The sequence below is a fragment of the Arthrobacter sp. STN4 genome, assembly GCF_024539665.1.
Classification (GTDB): Bacteria; Actinomycetota; Actinomycetes; order Actinomycetales; family Micrococcaceae; genus Specibacter.
Genome location: NZ_JAKZGX010000025.1, coordinates 40,382 through 56,849 on the forward strand (window position 1 = coordinate 40,382; position 16,468 = coordinate 56,849).

A 16,468-nucleotide genomic window follows, 5' to 3' on the forward strand; every position below is an offset into this window, starting at 1 on the left:
GACACCACCATGGCAAAGAAAACAGCCGCAATCGTCGGCTCGGGCAACATCGGCACCGACCTGATGTTCAAGATCATGCGCCGCAGCACCAACGTCGAGGTGAAGTACATGATCGGCGTCGACCCCGCCTCCGACGGCCTGGCCCGCGCCGCAAGGCTGGGCATCACGACCTCCGCCGAAGGCGTTGACTGGCTCCTGGCCCAGGACGAACTGCCCGACTTCGTCTTTGAATGCACCTCCGCGAAGGCCCATGAGGCCAACGCTCCCCGGTACAAGGCCGCCGGCATCCACGCGATCGACCTGACCCCGGCCGCCGTGGGCCCTTACCTGTGCCCCGTGGTCAACCTGGACTCCCTCCAGGACGTGCTGAACGTAAACATGATCACCTGCGCCGGGCAGGCCACCACACCCATCGTGGCCGCGGTGTCCTCCGTGGTCCCGGTCGAGTACGCCGAAATCGTCGCCTCCATCGCCTCCAAGTCCGCCGGGCCCGGCACCCGGGCGAACGTCGACGAATTCACCGAAACCACCTCGAAGGCGCTGGAAGTGGTCGGCGGGGCCAAACGCGGCAAGGCCATCATCATCATCAACCCGGTGGAACCGCCCATGATCATGCGCAACACCGTCTACTGCGCCATCCCCGCCGCAGCCGCCGAACCCGGTGGACTCCAGGACAAAATCCGTGCAGCGATCGATGCCGCCGTGGCCGACATCCAGGCCTACGTCCCGGGCTACGCCCTGCGCGTGGAACCCCAATTCGACACCGCCCGAGAGGACTGGAACGGCAACGGCCGCGTCGGCATCTGGATCCAGGTCCGCGGCGCCGCCGACTACCTCCCCGAATACGCCGGCAACCTCGACATCATCACCGCAGCCGCCACCCGCACCGCAGACCTTCTCGCCGAACGCATGAACACCACCGCCGCCAACACCGCCAGAACCGCAGGAGCCCACGCATGAACACCCCTAACGCCACAGCGCCGGACTACAGCGTCCGGCTCACCGACACCACCCTGCGCGACGGCTCCCACGCCATGAGCCACCAATTCACCCCCACCCACGTCCGCTCCGTCGTCCGCGCCCTCGACGACGCCCGCGTGGAAGTCATCGAAGTCACCCACGGCGACGGCCTCGGCGGCTCCTCCTTCAACTACGGCTTCTCCCTCACCCCGGAACTGGACCTGGTCCGGGCCGCCGTCGATGAGGCGAAGAACGCGAAAATCGCCGTGCTCATGCTCCCGGGCCTGGGCACCATCCACGACCTCAACCAGGCCCGTGACGCCGGCGCCTCCGTGGCCCGCATCGCCACCCACTGCACCGAGGCCGACGTCTCCATCCAGCACTTCGCCCACGCCCGCAAGCTCGGCATGGAAACCGTCGGCTTCCTCATGCTCGCCCACCGCACCAGCCCCGACAACCTGGCGAAGCAGGCCCGCATCATGGCCGACGCCGGCTGCCAATGCATCTACGTCGTCGACTCCGCCGGCGCCCTCATCCTCGAAGACGTCTCCGACCGCGTCGCCGCCCTCGTTACCGAGCTCGGCACCGACGCCCAGGTCGGCTTCCACGGCCACCAAAACCTCAGCTTCGGCGTCGCCAACTCCGTCTACGCCGCACGCGCCGGCGCGAAGCAAATCGACGGCACCCTCCTCGCCCTCGGCGCCGGGGCCGGGAACTCCCCCACCGAAGTCCTCGCCGCCACCTTCAACCGCCTGGGCATCCATACCGGCACCGACGTCCAAGGCCTCATGGCCGCCGCCGAAGACGTCGTCAAACCCTTCATCACCCGCATGCCCATCATGGACCGCGCTTCCATCATGCAAGGCTACGCAGGCGTCTACTCCTCCTTCCTCCTCCACGCCGAACGCGCCGCCCAACGCTACAACGTGCCCGCCTGGCAAATCCTGGAAGAAATCGGCAAAGCCGGCTACGTCGGCGGCCAGGAAGACATGATCATCGACGTCGCCGTCCAACTCGCCACCACCAGCTAAGACGCCAAACCACACCACGGGCCCGCCCGGCACCCACCACAGGACGCCGGACGGGCCCGTGGCATTCCCCAAACAATCCCCGCCACCAAAGACCGGGCAAACTTTCATGCGCCGTGGCTGAACGAAACGGCGGGGCTAAGGGAGCGGGGCCTGGGTCCGGGCCTCATCAAGGTAGGAATAGGCCGTGACCCGCGAGATGTCCAGGCGCGCCGCGATCCGCTCGATGCCCTTGCGCATCTGCAGCACGCCTTGTTGGTCCAGCTTGGTGAGCACGGCAATGCGGTCATCCCGGCTCATCTGGTCCACAGGCTTGCCAATCTCGCCGATCGCCTCGGCGATCATCACATCCATCACGGAGACCAGGTCGCGTCCAAAGTATTCCTCCGGCTGCTCCTGCGTGCTGGTTGATTCGTGTGGCAGGAGCCCGTCAAGAAGGGCCCTGGCCTGCTGTATGGCGCTGACGTCGACGTTCATGCACAGGGCAGCGATGATCCGGCCGGCCGAGTTGCGGAAGTACACGGACGAACAGCGCAGCTGGCGTCCGTCGCTGGTGATGCCGCGGTATCCGAACGCGTTGTGGTCCGCTGCCTGGTTGTGGATCACGCCCACCCCAAGGCTCGTGGACGGGCCGCCAATTTCGCGGCCCGTGACATGGCCGTTTTCAATCGCCGCGATGGTGTGGCTGAGATCCGGTTCCGGTGCGGAGAGATCGTGCAAGACCACCTCGCAGCCCGGCCCCACGGCAGCGGCCATGGCGTGCATGACGGGGCGGAACGCGAGAAGGATCTCCTTCACCGACTCATAGGTCCCCATGTGCGCCAGGTGGTCCACAACAGGCGGGGCACCACTCATCATCGTCACGTCCTCACTCATAAGACAGTCCTATACGTCCGATACGCTATAGACAAATTGTAAAAGCCGTAGACAAAATGTTCAAGTGAGTGCTAACTTGGACGAAGTCGCGGGACTCCCGGCGGCACGGACATGTTTTTCGCGGCGGGCAAGGAGGCTCCCATGACAGGAACAAGGCAGGCGCAGCCAACAGCGTGGAGATCGGGGATTTCGGCGCAGCAGCGCCGCACCATAGCGGGCGGTGCAGTCGGCACCCTGATGGAATATTTCGACTATTACCTTTACGGGCTGGCGTCGGCCACCGTGTTCCCCACGGTGTTCTTCCCCAACGACAACGCAGTCGTCGGTACGCTGGCTTCCTTTGCCAGCTTTGCCTTTGGATTCCTCCTGCGACCGGTCGGGGGCCTCATCTTTGGCCACATCGGGGACCGCATGGGGAGGAAAGTGACGCTGATGATCACGGTCATCGGCATGGGCATCTCCACGGCAGCCATCGGCCTCATTCCGTCGGCGCACTCGATCGGGATCGCGGCGCCGGTCCTGCTTCTCCTCTTCCGCATGTGCCAGGGCCTTTTCGTGGGCGGGGAAATGGGCGGCGCGGCGACACTTGTCGTCGAGCATGCACCCGCCGGCCGGCGTGGACTTTTCGGGGCGCTGCTGATCAGTGGAGCAGGAATCGCGAACGTAGCCTCGGCCGGGCTGATGGTGGCGGTGGGAGCGGGCTCGCACTCGTTTTTCATCACCTGGGGCTGGCGGATCCCGTTCGTCTTTGCCCTGGTGCTGGCGATCATTGCCATCGTGTTGCGCTCCAAGTTGGATGAGTCCGACGAATTCAAGGAACTCGCCGCAGCCCGGGCCATGAAGCCGGAAACGCGCAGGTCCCCGCTCAAGGAGGTCTTCCGCCACCCGAAGAATGCGATCCTGGGCATTCTCATCGGCCTGCCCCAGAGCATTGCCGGGTACATCATCCTGACGTTCGGGCTTGCCTACATGGTGTCCAAGGGAACCCACGCCCAGGTGGGGTTCATGGGGACGATGATTGTGGGTGTCCTGCAGATTTTCGCGGCACCGCTGTGGGGAAGCCTGTCGGACAAGATCGGGCGCCGCAAGACCTACATCGGCGGCTGCGTCGGTTTTGCCCTGCTCATTTATCCGGCCTTCCTGCTCTACGGCACCGAAACGGCCGTGCTCATCTGGTTGGGCATGATCATCGGCTTCGTCATCCCGGGCGTGGCCATGCAAGGCACCCTCCAAACGATGCTCGTTGAGATGTTCGACGTCGAAGCCCGCACCACGGGGGTCAACATCGGCTACCAGATCTCCAACACGATCGGCGGCGGCTTCGCACCCCTGATCGCGACGGCCCTCGCCGCAGCATTTGGCAGCGTGTGGCCGGTCATCATCTATGCCGCCCTGATCTGCCTCATCGGCATCATTGCCACCGCCTACGCTTCGTTCCGGCCCGATGTCGAGAACGCCGGCCGGCTGCACGCCTGACCCGCGCCCGGGCCCGGGCGCCCTGCACCGGTACATTGAAAAACACCAAGAGACCAAAGGTACGATTCATGAATTCAACAGCCAAGACCGCCTTCCAGACCAACAACGCCCCGCAGCCGGCGGGACCCTACAGCCAGGGCATTGCGGCGAACGGCTTCTTCTACACGGCAGGCTTTGGCCCGCAGGACCCCGCCACCGGCGCCGTCCCCACGTCCGTGGCCGAGCAGACGCGCCAGGTGCTGCGCAACGTCCAGATGATCCTCAAGGAGCGCGGCCTGACCATGGACGACTGTGTCAAGACCACCGTGCACCTTGCGGACCTGGCCGACTTCGCCGAATTCAACGAAGCGTACAAGGAATTCTTCTCCGAACCCTATCCCGTGCGCACCACGGTCGGGTCGCAGCTGGCGGACATCCTCGTTGAGATCGACGTCGTCGCCGCCCTGCCGGAAGGCAAGTAGGGGCCGGGGCGGACACCATGGAACACAAGCTGCTGCTCGGGGAGCTGGGGAATGCGCGCCTTTCCCCGCGCGAGAAGGGCCTTCCGGTGCGCGCAGCCGGCATGACCGTGCGGGACTTTCTGGCGACAGGGCCCAGGCTCCCGGAGTTCTGGACGCCCATTGTCGCCCTGGACCAGGAAGCCATGCAGGCCAACGTGGACCTGATGGCGCTGTGGTGCTCCGCCCGCGGGCTCAAGCTGATGCCGCACGGCAAGACCACCATGGCCCCGCAGCTGTGGCAGCACCAGCTCGACGCGGGAAGCATCGGCATCACCCTGGCCACCATGGGCCAGGTCCGCACCGCGCGCACCTTCGGGCTGAGCTCCATCATGCTCGCCAACGCCGCCGTCGACGACCGGTCCCTGCGCTACCTCGCCGGTGAGCTTGTCGATCCGCAGTTGCGCTTCCTGTGCTGGGTGGACTCCGTTGCAACGGTGGAGGCGATGGAACGGACGCTCCGCGACGCCGGCACGCCCCGGCCGGTGGACGTCTGCGTCGAACTTGGCGCGGCTGGCGGACGCACCGGTGCCCGCACCGTCGGCGAGGCCGTCGAGGTGGCACGGCGTGTTGCCGCCTCCGACGTCGTCCGCCTGGCCGGCGTCGCTGGCTACGAGGGCGCCCTCGGGCACGACCGGTCGGAGGAAACACTGGCGGCCGTGCGCAGCTACCTCCACCGGCAGGTCGAACTGCACCGGGACCTGGCCGGGCTTTACGACGACGGCGACATTTATGTCACGGCGGGCGGCAGCGCCTATTTCGACGTCGTCGCCGAAGTTTACGGCGCCGCCATGGCGGCGGGCGGGCGAACCTTATGGACGCTGCGCAGCGGCGCCTATATCACCCACGACGACGGCTTCTACCGCCGGATCTCCCCCCTCGACGAAGGAGGTCCGGAGGGCCGGCAGGCCCCGGAGCGGTTCCGCTCCGCCCTCCGCGGAATTGCCCGCGTGGTCTCGCACCCGGAACAGGGACTGGCCCTCCTCGACGGGGGCAAACGCGATTTTCCCTTCGACGAGGGCCTGCCCATCCCCCGCCTACTTGCCCCGGACCTCCACGGCCCGTGGACGACGTTGCCGGGCGCCTCCGTTCCGGCCATGAACGACCAACACAGCTACCTCCGGCTCACCGGCCGGGATGCGCCCGTGGGCGCGGTCGTCTCACTGGGGCTCTCCCACCCGTGCACCACCTTCGACAAATGGCCCTACCTGCCGGTCACGGCCTCCCCATCCAGCGACCTCGTGGTCGGACTGGTCCGGACCTTCTTCTAGCCAACACCATGAACATTCCTGAAAGGACCCCATGATGCGCCTGGTGATGCGCGGTGGAACCGTCGTCAACAACGACGGCCTACGAAAAGCCGACGTGGCAATCGAAGGTAACACCATCACGGGGGTCGGTGCCATCCCCGCACGACCGGACGACCGGACCATCGACTGCCGCGGACGCTTCGTGCTGCCCGGATTCATCGACACCCATTCGCACGCCGACGGCCGTGCAGAGGACGAAGACGTGCAGCGGGCGCTGCTCAGGCAGGGCGTGACGACGGTCATCACCGGCCAGGACGGTGTTTCCTACGCGCCCGGCAACGGAAAATACGCGAGCAGCTACTTTGCCGCGATCAACGGCACCCACCTGCATTATGCCGGTGGCGGCGTCGCGGCGTACCTTGCCGCGGTGGGGGGACGGTCCCGGTTGAACTTCGCCTACCTTGTCCCCGCCGGAACCATCCGCCAGGAAGTATGCGGTCGCTCCAGCGCCGCTGCCGACGCGTCGCAGCTTGCGCGCATGGAGTCGCTGGTCGAACAGGGCCTGCGCGAGGGCGCCGTCGGGTTGTCCACCGGGCTGGACTATGTGCCCGGCATTTTTGCCGGCACCGGCGAAATTGCGGCCTTGTGCAGGCCGGTCGCGCGCGCCGGCGGCATCTACGTCACACACATGCGCGGCGGCTACGAGGCAAATTCCGCTGCCGGGGTCTTGGAGATTGCCCGGATTGCCGCGGCCTCGGGCACCCGCATCCACATCTCGCACTTCCACGCCCAGGCACACATCATCGACGAACAGCTGCGCCTCCTCCGGGACAGGGGCGTTGACACGACCTTTGACGCGTATCCCTATACCCGCGGCTGCACCCTGCTGGCCATGCCCTTGCTGCCCCCCGGGCTCTCCGTCCTGCCGCCGGACACGGTCCTGGCCACCATCACAGACCCGGCCGAACGTGCCCGCCTGCGCCGGGACTGGTTTCCCACAATCGAGCGCAACGCCAGCCTCGGGCCCGAATGGCCCTCGATGATCACCCTGGCCCACATCGCCGCACCAGAATTTGCCTGGGCCCACGGACTGAGCCTCGAAGCCGCTGCGGCCCGGGCCGGCACCGACCCGATCGACTTCACCCTGGATGTGCTCGCCGCCTCCCGCCTGGAGGTCAACGCGGTCATGGCGGTGCGGCACCAGCGGCCCGTCGCCGAACTGGCCGCCATCTTCTCACAAAAAGGCCACATGGGCGGCTCCGACGGCATTTTCATCGGCGCACATCCGCACCCGCGCGCCCGCGGGACCTTCGCCCGGTACCTGCGGCAGTACGTGCGTGAAACGGCAACCTGGTCCTGGCCGCAGGCCGTCCACCACCTCTCAACCGCCCCGGCGGCCCGCTTCGGCCTGGGCCGGCGCGGCACGGTGGCTGCCGGCTGGATCGCCGACCTTGCCGTCGTCGACCCCGACACGGTGGCCGACACCGCCACATACGAACGCCCCCTGGGTGAAGCAACAGGGATCGCCGACGTGCTGGTGGCCGGCAGGCCGGTACTCGCCGAAGGCGCGCTCGCAGCGGCCCGGCCCGGATTGGGCCTCAGACACGAAAACAGCAAAAGCTAAGGATCCCCGTGCCCCACACCATCTATCCAGCGGCCGCGGCGCCGCAGCTGATCACCATCGGCGAGACCATGATGATGCTCACGCCCGAAAATGCCGGGCCGCTGCGCACGGCCCGGCAGCTCTCCCTCCACCCGGGCGGGGCGGAATCAAATGTGGCCAGCCATGCCGCCCGCCTGGGCGTTCGGGCCGCGTGGGTCAGCGTGCTGGGCGACGACGTGCTCGGCCACCGCATCCTCCACGACATCGCGGGCCACGGCGTGGACACCCGCTGGGTCACCTGTGACCCGGCGGCCCCGACGGGGGTGTACTTCAAGGACCCGGGCCAGGGCGTGCTGTACTACCGCCGGGGATCGGCCGCAGCCGGCATGGGCCCGGCCACCGTGGCGTCCGTTCCCCTCGAAGACGCCGCCATCGTGCACCTCTCCGGAATTACGCCGGCGCTCTCGGCAAACTGCGCCGCGCTGGTCGGGTCCGTCGCCACACGTGTTGCCGCCAGCGCCGCAGCACTGAGTTTCGACGTCAACCACCGTCCGCCCCTGTGGCCCGACGGCGTCGCGGCACCGGCACTGCACGCCCTCGCCAATCGCGCCGACATCACCTTTGTCGGCCTGGATGAAGCGGGTGCGCTCTGGGGCTGCACCACGCCGGAAGAAGTACGCACGCTGCTGCCGGGCCCCGGACGGCTCATCGTCAAGGACGGCGACGTCGGCGCGACCGAATTCGGCGCGGGACCAGCCGTGTTCGAACCGGCAATCCCCACCAACGTGGTCGAGGCGGTCGGCGCGGGCGACGCCTTCGCCGCCGGCTACCTCGCCGCAGCCATTCAGGGTGGCGGCACGCGGGAGCGCCTGCGGGCGGGCCACGCACGGGCACACCTGGTCCTGCTCTCCACCAGCGATTTTGTCGCCACCCCCACCGACCCGGATCCGCGCGCCGTGGACGCGGCCACCACCGTCTGAAAGGACCGAAAAGACAATGATTGGGAACGAACAGTTCAATGAGGTTTTTGCCGCGGCACCCCTCATGGCCATCCTTCGCGGAATGGGTGCCGAACGCAGTCTTGCCGTCGCAACCACCGCCTGGGACCTGGGCATCGACGTCGTCGAGCTCCCCATCCAGACCCCGGAGGACCTCAGGGCCTTGGAAAGGGTCGCCGCAGCCGGCCGCGAAAGGGGCAAGGTTGTCGGTGCCGGGACCGTCGTCTCCGTCGAGCACGTCCGCAGCGCCGCCCAGGCAGGAGCGCAGTTCACCGTCAGCCCGGGCCTGGACCTTGAGGTAGTCCGGGCATCAGCCCAGGCCGGCATGCCTCCCCTGCCCGGCGTCGCCACGGCCACCGAGGTGCAGTTGGCCCTGGCAACGGGCCTGACCTGGCTCAAGGCATTCCCCGCATCGGTCCTTGGCCCCTCGTGGATCAAGGCCATGCACGGACCCTTCCCGCAGGCGAAGTTCGTCACCACCGGCGGCATGGATGCAGGCAACGCCGGCGGGTTCCTGCTCGCCGGAGCGCGCGTCGCCGCCGTCGGCTCCGCCTTGGACGACCCGTCCCAACTGCCCCAACTCGCAGCGCTGCTTGGCAACGACGGCCTGGGCACGACGGGGGCACGGTAGTGGCCCCCCGCAGCGAGCTGCTCGCCTTTGTGGACGCCAGACTGGCCTACGAAATCGATGTGGTGGCTGCCGCCCGGGCCCAAGCCCGCGGCAACGCGGTCATCGTCGACACCCGCAAAGGCCGGTCTTGGGACCACGGACACGTGGCAGGGGCAATGCACCTGCCCGAGGACGCACTCGATTCCCTGCCCGCTGCCCTTCCCCGCGACCGCACGCTGATCGTCTACGGATGGGGACCCGGCTGCAACGGCGCCACCCACACCGCACGCCGCCTGCTCGCTGCGGGCTTCGAGGTGCGTGAGATGCTTGGCGGCTACGAATACTGGGTAAGGAACGGATTCCCCGTGATCACGGCCGGTACGGGCCCCCGCCTCGAATCCGACCCGCTCGTTACCGCAGAATCGGACCAGGCCGTCCACGCGGCAGCGCCGGCCCCTGTCCCGGGGCACGGCCTCAGGCATGCAGGATGGGCCGGTAAATGAGCTCTTGGGTACGGCCGTCCAGCGTGGTGCTCTCGAGCAGTTCGAGATCGAAGTCGGCCGCACCCTGGAAGATCGGGCCCTCCCCGGTCTGTCCCGTGATCACAGGGAAAATCGTGACCTGGATGCGGTCCACCAGGCCGGCGGCCATCAGGGCCCTGTTCATCGACAAGCTGCCGTGGGAGCGCAGCGGCACCTCGGACTCCTCCTTGAGCCGGGCAACGACGTCGACGGCGTCGCCCCTCACGAGGGTCGCATCCGGCCAGTCGAGCGGTTCCTTCAGCGTCGTCGACACCACGGTTGCCGGCATGCCCACCATCCGGGTGACCCAGGGGTCGCGCACTGCCGGGTCGTCGGTGCTCCCGGCCAGCATCTGCACGAACTGCCGAAAAGTGGTGGCACCAAAGACCATCCGCTGCCCTGGCCCGTACAGGGCAAGGCGGTGGGCGAGAAGCTCGGGGCCCTGCTTGCCCCAGTAGCCGCTCCAATTGCGGCTGGCGGAGCCGAATCCGTCGAGGCTGGTAAAGACATCGAAGGTGTAGCTGGCGGTCATGGCAACCTCCTCAGGTGCCGTGGACGGACAGTCCACGTTCCACCCATTCATTATGCTCCCCGCACCGGTGCCCCGACAGCCCCGCGGCCAGTGTGATCGGCGTTCCCCGGTGCGTCCATGGCGCCCAAGGCCCCCGGGGTGATCGCGTCGCGTCGTGACGTTCGGCACGGCAACAGCGCGCAGGATTGCTTCGGCACCGCCACCTTGCAGTTTCACGTTGCCGGGGACCATGCTCGACGCCACCAGCCGCGTCCGGGTCCGTTGCGTGCGGGTGGTGGAGCAGATGACCAAAATTGCCGTCACGGCACCCACCGTGGTTCCCAGGGCCCGGTCCAGGATCAACCCGGATGAGGACTGCCCCGCCACAAATTCCGTCATCAACAAAGCCACGGCAGTCATGAACACAAGTGCAACGCTGTAATTCCGGATCACATACACCTCACCGAAGAACTGGAGGGCGGCCAGCAGGAACACCAGCCCGACCGGCGGCCGGGACACCGGCAACAGCAGGGCGGTGAGGACCAGTCCGCCATACGTGCCAACAATCCTTATGCACGGCCCGCTCCCGCGACGCCCACGGCGACAAGATAGCGGCCCGCATGCTTGAGGATCCTGGCCGCCGGGAACCGGGGCGGCTCAACCAGGCCCCGACCGGGATGGCGCCGGCGTGCATGGGGCCTGCCCGAAAAACCGACCAGGAGCACCACGACGACACTTCCCACCACTGTCATCGCCGCATCGAGGATGCGCCCCGGGTATGGAACTGCTGCGCCGGCGGTGAAGGCGAACAGGAAGAAGAACGGCCCCGAGGGCCGTAGCCGGAGGTGACCGGCAACGCTCGAGAGGAGGCCCGAAGCTGCAGCGGCTGCCGCGACAATCCCCCACGCTGACAGGCCCACGACCAACAAGGCCACGCCGACGGTGACACTGGCAGCCATGAGGGTGCCGGCCGCCGCCTGGTACTTGAGGCGAAGCCAGTGCGGCTCCATGCGCCCATAGACGCCCGTCAAGGCCCCGAAGGCCCCATAGACGGTCAGATCCAACCGACCGATGGCCACGACGAAGAGAAGCGGGGCAATGATCCCTGCCGCCACCCGCAAGGCAGGAACCCTATGCCCGCGACCAGGCGGAACGTGGACGAAATTGCGCACATACACTTCCATGGCCAACGAACCCTTCCAGTCCCCCGGCATTTACTTTACCCGTAAAGTAAATTGCCGGCCTGGAAAGCCGGCCCTTCGGAACAGGGCGGCGCAAGTAGTCTGGGATGATGAAGGACTACATGGATCAGCTTCAGGGGCAGTGGATGCGGCTGTACCCCGAGATCGAAACGGCACCCAGCGCGGTGATCGGACGGATCAGCCGGCTGGCCCGGATCATCCAAATGCGCAGCGACGTGGTCCTTGCCTCACGCGGAGTCACACGGGCCGAATTTGGCATCCTGTCCCTGCTGGCCCGGACCTGACGACCCATGACGCCTACGGAACGGGCCGCTGACCTGCTGACGTCGGCGCCGGCCAGCACGAAGAGGGTGAAGAAAATGCTCGGGTCCGGCCTGGTCCGCCGGGAGACAAACCCCAAGGACCGGCGCGGGGCAGTCATTGTGATGACGGAAAAGGGAAAAGCGTCGCTGGCCCCCATACTGGCCTCCGTGCGTGAGTTCGAAGCCGGGCTTCTCCAGTCCCTGGCGGCCGGGGACGGATGGTCCCCTCGACGGGGGTGACGGACCGGTCCCGCTCGCCGGCCCGTCCCGGGTTTGACACCGCCGTCCTTGTTTCCAAAAAGCGGCGATTGTGCCCCGGCCATTTCCTGAGCAGTTCCCTAATGCCGGTTCAGCTTGTGTAGGTCCGTCGCGCATTTTCCGGAAGCGGTCATCCCTGCAACCAGGATGGCGCCAAGGAGGGGCAGTTCCGGCAGGCCGAAGGCGTCGGAGGAATACAGCAGCCTGGCAAAGGGTGCCAGTTCAAGGCATTCGCCGATGGTGTCCGTGCTTCGCCATCCTACAGGGTTGAGCGCCAGCCCGACGTCGATTGGGGCTTGGTTACCTTGGCAGGTCAGTTTCCGTTGCTACTTCCCGGACCCGTTCTTCAATGGCATCCAAGAGCAGTTCCATCCCAAAGTCGAACAATATATCGGTGTCCGGGTAAAGGGATCCAGCGGCCGCACTGGAGTCCGGAAACTTGGCAGGATCCAAGGCGGAGTAAATGCGCCGCTGTTCATCACGGAGGCTGGGCGTGGTCATCCACGGTGAAAGCGCCGCCACCAACCCGTACCCGACCGTGTGGTTATAGATGGCCTGATGAAACAATCCGATGTCCGTGGAAGGAACTCCCGCACGCCGCAACTCGTGAACAGTCCATTCCGTCAAGGAGAAGAGCCGTGGCTGGTCATCGGCCTGGCCTGCCATTGCCTCGGCCAGCCCAACGTGGCGCCTATAGATGTCGAACCATGCCCGCATCAGGGTCGTCAGGTTTTCACGCCAGGGCCGGCCAGGATCCGGTTCCGGGACATCTGCAAAGAGGAGATCGATCAGCGCCGAGAGAAGGTCTTTCTTATTCTTGAAATGGCGGTACATGGCAGTCGAATCGACACCGAGCTCCTTCCCGAGACGGCGGAGCGTCAGGGCACTCAAACCCTCCTGATCGCACAGTTCCCGCGATGCCTCAAGTATCATGTCGCGGTCCAGCCGCGCGTGGGGGGCCGGCGTCGCCCCAGGAACCGGACCGCCGTCGTCGAGCCGAGATTGATCCATCACGTCATCGTCTCATAACAAACAATTCAAAAAAACTCAGTCATCACTGTTGACATCACCGTGGACAATGACGTTTGCTTGCCTAAGCGATTGTCAAAATCCCAACTTCGGCCCGCACGTGGAGGACGCGATGAATGTCAAAAACATCGGTGTGACTGTGCAACGTCGCGCCTACAAGCAGGAGCTTCACCGCTCGCTTGGCCTGTGGGAAAACATTTCGCTGGTCGTCTCTGCCGTAACACCCGCGACGGGCGCCTTCATTATCGCCCCGGTCTTGTTCACGCTGACCGGAACCGGGGCACCGCTAACTTTTGTTATCGCGGCCGTCATGGGACTGGCGTTGGCCTTCTGTTGGGCAGAGTTGGGATGCGCGTATCCCATTGCGGGCGGCGACTATACCTTCGTCGCCCGCATCCTTGGCCGTCCCGCCGGGTTCGTCTCGCTCATTTTGAGCGGTCCCATCCAAGCCGTCTTGATTCCGGCCGTCGTCGCCCTCGGCATCGGGCAGTACGTCGGGGTCATCGTCAACGTCAATACCAATATTTTGGCTGCCGTCATCATCCTGCTCGGTGCGGCCGTCGCGATTTTGGGTGTGCGGCTCAGCGCGATCGCCGTCGGCGTCCTCCTCGCCATAGAACTTCTGTCAGTCGTCTTTGTGGGTGCGCTGGGCCTGCTTCACATCCAGCGTCCCATCGGAACGCTCTTTCATCCGTTGATCACCAATGCCAATGGCACCACGCAAACATTGACCATTGGCGCACTCGTTGCCGGCATCGCCGTTGCGAGCTTTGCCTACAACGGATTCCAGGGGGCGCTCCTGTACTCGGAGGAAACAACGGGGAGCCGCCGCAATGTAGCCCGATCGGTCTTTATCGCCTTGGGAGTCGCGGTAGCGTGCGAGGTACTGCCGGTCGCCATGGCAATCCTTGCCTCGCCGTCACTGGCTGACCTTTCGGCCAGCCCTAATCCGTGGCAGTATTTTCTGACGTCAATGGGTGGAGACACCTTTAATACGATCATCAGCCTCGGCATTGCCGTTGCCGTGCTCAATGCCGTGGTGGCACTCATGCCGTTCTTCGCACGGATTCTCTACAGTTCCGGCCGGGACATGGCCTGGCCTGCGCCCCTGAGCAAGGCCCTCGCGTCAGTTCATCCACAATGGGGCACGCCCTGGATTTCAACGATCGTCGTCGGCGTCGCCGGTGCAATTCTCGTACTGTTCACGGACGTTGCCACATTGAGCACATGCGTCGGCGCCGTACTCTGCGTGGAATTTATCCTTGTCGCGGCATCCGCGATCGTGAGCCGGCTGAGGGACAAAACGACGGACCGGCCGTACCGGATGCCTCTTTGGCCCGCAGCGCCGGTCCTGGCGATCGTCATGTCAGTTGTGGTTCTGACACAGCAGACTTCAAGTGACCTTTTCATTGCGGGTGCCATCGTCGCGGCATCCCTGGCCTACTATCTCATCTACCTCCGTCCCCGGCGTCACACCCACATGCTGATGCTGGATCCCGTCCGCCCCACCACTCCGCCTGGTCCCCAGCATAAGGAGGCCGGCGAGAATGCCAAAGAGCCACTTTGAAACAGCCCCCGACAGTGAAACCCGGAGGAAGTACTGGAATATCGACGATAGTTTCAGGCACACAGCGAACGAAATCGCCGGAAACACCACGGGAACTCCCGCACTGGCGTGGGCCGTGGTCAGCCAGGGGGCCATGGTCCATGTCTGCTCAACCGGAGAAACCGCGCTCGGCAATGGACATCGACCGGACGTGAATACGGTTTTTCGAATCGCATCGCTGTCAAAGAGCTTTGCCGCCGCAACGACGTTGCTCCTGGAGCGCCACGGGCTCGTGGACCTTGAAGCGCCAGTTGCCAACTACCTTCCGGGGCTCGTGGACGCGGGACCGTCCGGAAGGTTGCCCACGCTTAACGACGTCCTGTCCATGTCCGGAGGTTTTCCGTCCGATGATGCCTGGGCCGACCGCCAAGAGACGATGACGTCCGAAGCCTTTGACCGCTTGTTGGCGGGAGGCACAGTAAGGACCACCCGTCCGCGGCAAACCTTCCAATATTCAAATTTGGGGTACGCGATAATTGGGCGCATCATCGAGACCGTGACGGGACAGCCCTACCCGGAAGTGGTGGGGAAGCTGCTTTTTGGCCCGTTGGGACTTCAGTCAACAACTTTTGACCACCGCACCGTTCCCCACGACAGATTCGCCCACGGCTACCGGCTCACTGAACACGGCTGGAAACTACAAAAACCGACCGCCCCAGGCGCCTTTTCGGCCATTGGCGGCGTCCTCAGCAGTCTCTCCGACATGGGCAAGTGGGTCAGCACCCTGGCCGCGTCGACGCTGACGGATGACGGGCCCCTGCCCTCGACGCTCCGGCGTCGAATGCAACAGCCCATCACGCCAGTTCCGTTCACCGTTGACCCTGCAACAGGTCTCCCCTCTTCAAGGGATTTCCCGTGGGGAATCTCCAGTTACGGACTCGGCATCTTCATCGAACAGGACCCGGACTTTGGGCTGATCAGCCATCACGTCGGTGGCTACCCCGGATATGGGGCCCACATGTGCTGGCACCAGTCATCCGGAACCGGAGTCATCGCATTGGGCGGCAGCACCTACGCCCCCGTAAGCGCCCCGGCCGGCCTCGCCCTCAAATCCCTTCTAAAACGGCCATTGGACACATCCCTCGAGATCCACAATTTGGACAGGATCGTCGCCGGCGTCAGATCGTTCATGCTCCACGGCGAAGTCACCGCCGGGGTCTTCTCTCCCTGTGTCGCCCTCGACAGGTCGTGGCAGGAGCGACGGGATGAACTGGCCTACCTGAAAACACACGTGGGCCCGTTGGCTCCGGACGGCTGCCAGGTCTCCATCATCGACAACTCCCGCCTGAAAGTCCGCTTTCACGGGCCTGGCGGGGTCCTGGCGGCGGGAGTTCTACTCACCCCGGTTCATCCACGTCGAGTCCAGGTCCTTGCGTTGGAGGACCATCCGGCCAGGGGCCGCCCGCCTGATCCGCTAAGCCGTGGACGGCCCACGCGAGCGGCACACGTCTCAAACAACAAACCTTAGCGACCTCCAATCCTGCCTGGAGACGAAGGACCATTGGGGGTCCTTCGTCTCCAGGGCTTTGTCCCGACTGGTTACTTGCCGGATATCCTGAATGGGCAGTCGGCGCAGCCGGCTGCCCGTCCCGTCCAAGGCATCGCGCGTGCACCACCGTGGTGCCTCATGTCAAGATGCTCGCGAAATGCTTCCCGCGTGCCTCAGCTAAAGTGCTCGTCAAATCATCATGCTGCGTGGTGGGTTTGGGAGTAGGTCTTGGCCGCGGCCATCCGGATGAGT

At 65.4% G+C, this 16,468-nt stretch carries 18 protein-coding genes and 1 pseudogene; 14 read left to right on the forward strand and 5 right to left on the reverse strand.

The window, feature by feature from the left end; all coding sequences use genetic code 11:
* The first annotated feature begins 9 nt into the window (after positions 1-9).
* Positions 10-960: an acetaldehyde dehydrogenase (acetylating) gene (locus MMF96_RS15505; protein ID WP_176616607.1), complete on the forward strand. Its 951-nt coding sequence runs from the start codon at positions 10-12 to the stop codon at positions 958-960.
* Positions 957-1,991, forward strand: a complete 1,035-nt coding sequence (gene dmpG / locus MMF96_RS15510; RefSeq protein WP_256884047.1) for a 4-hydroxy-2-oxovalerate aldolase — start codon at positions 957-959, stop codon at positions 1,989-1,991. The genes MMF96_RS15505 and dmpG overlap by 4 nt, the downstream gene beginning before the upstream one ends.
* A 135-nt stretch (positions 1,992-2,126) precedes the next feature.
* On the opposite strand, the gene MMF96_RS15515 is transcribed toward dmpG, so the two are convergent.
* A complete protein-coding gene (locus MMF96_RS15515) occupies positions 2,127-2,864 on the reverse strand; it encodes a transcriptional regulator (protein ID WP_256884048.1) in 738 nt (245 codons plus the stop codon).
* Between the two features lie 141 nt (positions 2,865-3,005).
* Between MMF96_RS15515 and MMF96_RS15520 the strand changes: the two genes are divergently transcribed.
* From MMF96_RS15520 to MMF96_RS15550, 7 genes are all read left to right on the forward strand, one after another.
* Entirely contained in the window at positions 3,006-4,340 is a 1,335-nt protein-coding gene (locus tag MMF96_RS15520; RefSeq protein ID WP_176616610.1) for an MFS transporter, read from the forward strand.
* A gap of 68 nt (positions 4,341-4,408) precedes the next feature.
* Positions 4,409-4,801, forward strand: coding sequence for a RidA family protein (locus MMF96_RS15525; RefSeq protein WP_176616611.1), 393 nt, complete (start codon positions 4,409-4,411; stop codon positions 4,799-4,801).
* A 17-nt stretch (positions 4,802-4,818) separates the two neighbouring features.
* On the forward strand, positions 4,819-6,108 hold the full coding sequence (locus MMF96_RS15530) for an amino acid aldolase (RefSeq protein WP_256884049.1): 1,290 nt from the start codon (positions 4,819-4,821) through the stop codon (positions 6,106-6,108).
* A 31-nt stretch (positions 6,109-6,139) separates the two neighbouring features.
* On the forward strand, positions 6,140-7,711 hold the full coding sequence (locus MMF96_RS15535) for an amidohydrolase family protein (protein WP_256884050.1): 1,572 nt from the start codon (positions 6,140-6,142) through the stop codon (positions 7,709-7,711).
* An 8-nt stretch (positions 7,712-7,719) separates the two neighbouring features.
* Complete coding sequence (locus MMF96_RS15540) at positions 7,720-8,670, forward strand: sugar kinase (protein ID WP_256884051.1); 951 nt, start codon at positions 7,720-7,722, stop codon at positions 8,668-8,670.
* A gap of 16 nt (positions 8,671-8,686) precedes the next feature.
* On the forward strand, positions 8,687-9,319 hold the full coding sequence (locus MMF96_RS15545; RefSeq protein WP_256884052.1) for a bifunctional 4-hydroxy-2-oxoglutarate aldolase/2-dehydro-3-deoxy-phosphogluconate aldolase: 633 nt from the start codon (positions 8,687-8,689) through the stop codon (positions 9,317-9,319).
* Positions 9,319-9,801, forward strand: a complete 483-nt coding sequence (locus MMF96_RS15550; protein WP_256884053.1) for a rhodanese-like domain-containing protein — start codon at positions 9,319-9,321, stop codon at positions 9,799-9,801. The genes MMF96_RS15545 and MMF96_RS15550 overlap by 1 nt, the downstream gene beginning before the upstream one ends.
* Here MMF96_RS15550 and MMF96_RS15555 read toward each other — a convergent pair.
* Positions 9,773-10,351 (reverse strand): dihydrofolate reductase family protein, encoded by a 579-nt coding sequence (locus MMF96_RS15555; protein ID WP_256884054.1) that lies wholly within the window; start codon positions 10,349-10,351, stop codon positions 9,773-9,775. The two genes, MMF96_RS15550 and MMF96_RS15555, sit on opposite strands and share 29 nt — an antisense overlap.
* Positions 10,352-10,568: 217 nt before the next feature.
* Between MMF96_RS15555 and MMF96_RS15560 the strand changes: the two genes are divergently transcribed.
* A complete protein-coding gene (locus MMF96_RS15560) occupies positions 10,569-10,772 on the forward strand; it encodes a hypothetical protein (RefSeq protein ID WP_256884055.1) in 204 nt (67 codons plus the stop codon).
* Here the strand turns inward: MMF96_RS15560 and MMF96_RS19950 are convergent.
* Positions 10,697-10,849: pseudogene (locus MMF96_RS19950) on the reverse strand (FUSC family protein); the annotation flags it as partial. The gene MMF96_RS15560 and the pseudogene MMF96_RS19950 sit on opposite strands and share 76 nt — an antisense overlap.
* Positions 10,850-10,899: 50 nt before the next feature.
* Positions 10,900-11,451 (reverse strand): hypothetical protein, encoded by a 552-nt coding sequence (locus tag MMF96_RS15565; RefSeq protein ID WP_256884056.1) that lies wholly within the window; start codon positions 11,449-11,451, stop codon positions 10,900-10,902.
* Between the two features lie 182 nt (positions 11,452-11,633).
* On the opposite strand from MMF96_RS15565, the gene MMF96_RS15570 reads away from it, so the two are divergent.
* Both MMF96_RS15570 and MMF96_RS15575 read left to right on the forward strand, forming a co-directional pair.
* Positions 11,634-11,816, forward strand: a complete 183-nt coding sequence (locus tag MMF96_RS15570; RefSeq protein ID WP_256884057.1) for a hypothetical protein — start codon at positions 11,634-11,636, stop codon at positions 11,814-11,816.
* A gap of 6 nt (positions 11,817-11,822) precedes the next feature.
* Complete coding sequence (locus MMF96_RS15575) at positions 11,823-12,074, forward strand: winged helix DNA-binding protein (protein WP_256884058.1); 252 nt, start codon at positions 11,823-11,825, stop codon at positions 12,072-12,074.
* Positions 12,075-12,392: 318 nt separating this feature from the next.
* Here the strand turns inward: MMF96_RS15575 and MMF96_RS15580 are convergent, their stop codons facing one another.
* Positions 12,393-13,025 (reverse strand): TetR/AcrR family transcriptional regulator, encoded by a 633-nt coding sequence (locus MMF96_RS15580; protein WP_256884059.1) that lies wholly within the window; start codon positions 13,023-13,025, stop codon positions 12,393-12,395.
* 208 nt (positions 13,026-13,233) lie between these two features.
* Here MMF96_RS15580 and MMF96_RS15585 point away from each other — a divergent pair, with 208 nt between their 5' ends.
* Together MMF96_RS15585 and MMF96_RS15590 are read left to right on the forward strand one after the other, a co-directional pair.
* On the forward strand, positions 13,234-14,688 hold the full coding sequence (locus tag MMF96_RS15585) for an APC family permease (protein ID WP_256884060.1): 1,455 nt from the start codon (positions 13,234-13,236) through the stop codon (positions 14,686-14,688).
* Positions 14,669-16,195 (forward strand): serine hydrolase, encoded by a 1,527-nt coding sequence (locus tag MMF96_RS15590; protein WP_256884061.1) that lies wholly within the window; start codon positions 14,669-14,671, stop codon positions 16,193-16,195. The genes MMF96_RS15585 and MMF96_RS15590 overlap by 20 nt, the downstream gene beginning before the upstream one ends.
* Positions 16,196-16,468: the final 273 nt, after the last annotated feature.

Excerpts from the sequence above, each read along its gene's own strand:
- MMF96_RS15525 (WP_176616611.1), top strand. The coding sequence starts at position 4,409 with ATGAATTCAACAGCCAAGACCGCCTTCCAGACCAACAACGCCCCGCAG.
- dmpG (WP_256884047.1), top strand. The coding sequence starts at position 957 with ATGAACACCCCTAACGCCACAGCGCCGGACTACAGCGTCCGGCTCACC.
- MMF96_RS15555 (WP_256884054.1), bottom strand. The coding sequence starts at position 10,351 with ATGACCGCCAGCTACACCTTCGATGTCTTTACCAGCCTCGACGGATTC.
- MMF96_RS15580 (WP_256884059.1), bottom strand. The coding sequence starts at position 13,025 with ATGATACTTGAGGCATCGCGGGAACTGTGCGATCAGGAGGGTTTGAGT.
- MMF96_RS15530 (WP_256884049.1), top strand. The coding sequence starts at position 4,819 with ATGGAACACAAGCTGCTGCTCGGGGAGCTGGGGAATGCGCGCCTTTCC.
- MMF96_RS15545 (WP_256884052.1), top strand. The coding sequence starts at position 8,687 with ATGATTGGGAACGAACAGTTCAATGAGGTTTTTGCCGCGGCACCCCTC.
- MMF96_RS15575 (WP_256884058.1), top strand. The coding sequence starts at position 11,823 with ATGACGCCTACGGAACGGGCCGCTGACCTGCTGACGTCGGCGCCGGCC.
- MMF96_RS15590 (WP_256884061.1), top strand. The coding sequence starts at position 14,669 with ATGCCAAAGAGCCACTTTGAAACAGCCCCCGACAGTGAAACCCGGAGG.
- MMF96_RS15515 (WP_256884048.1), bottom strand. The coding sequence starts at position 2,864 with ATGAGTGAGGACGTGACGATGATGAGTGGTGCCCCGCCTGTTGTGGAC.
- MMF96_RS15520 (WP_176616610.1), top strand. The coding sequence starts at position 3,006 with ATGACAGGAACAAGGCAGGCGCAGCCAACAGCGTGGAGATCGGGGATT.
- MMF96_RS15585 (WP_256884060.1), top strand. The coding sequence starts at position 13,234 with ATGAATGTCAAAAACATCGGTGTGACTGTGCAACGTCGCGCCTACAAG.
- MMF96_RS15505 (WP_176616607.1), top strand. The coding sequence starts at position 10 with ATGGCAAAGAAAACAGCCGCAATCGTCGGCTCGGGCAACATCGGCACC.
- MMF96_RS15570 (WP_256884057.1), top strand. The coding sequence starts at position 11,634 with ATGGATCAGCTTCAGGGGCAGTGGATGCGGCTGTACCCCGAGATCGAA.
- MMF96_RS15535 (WP_256884050.1), top strand. The coding sequence starts at position 6,140 with ATGATGCGCCTGGTGATGCGCGGTGGAACCGTCGTCAACAACGACGGC.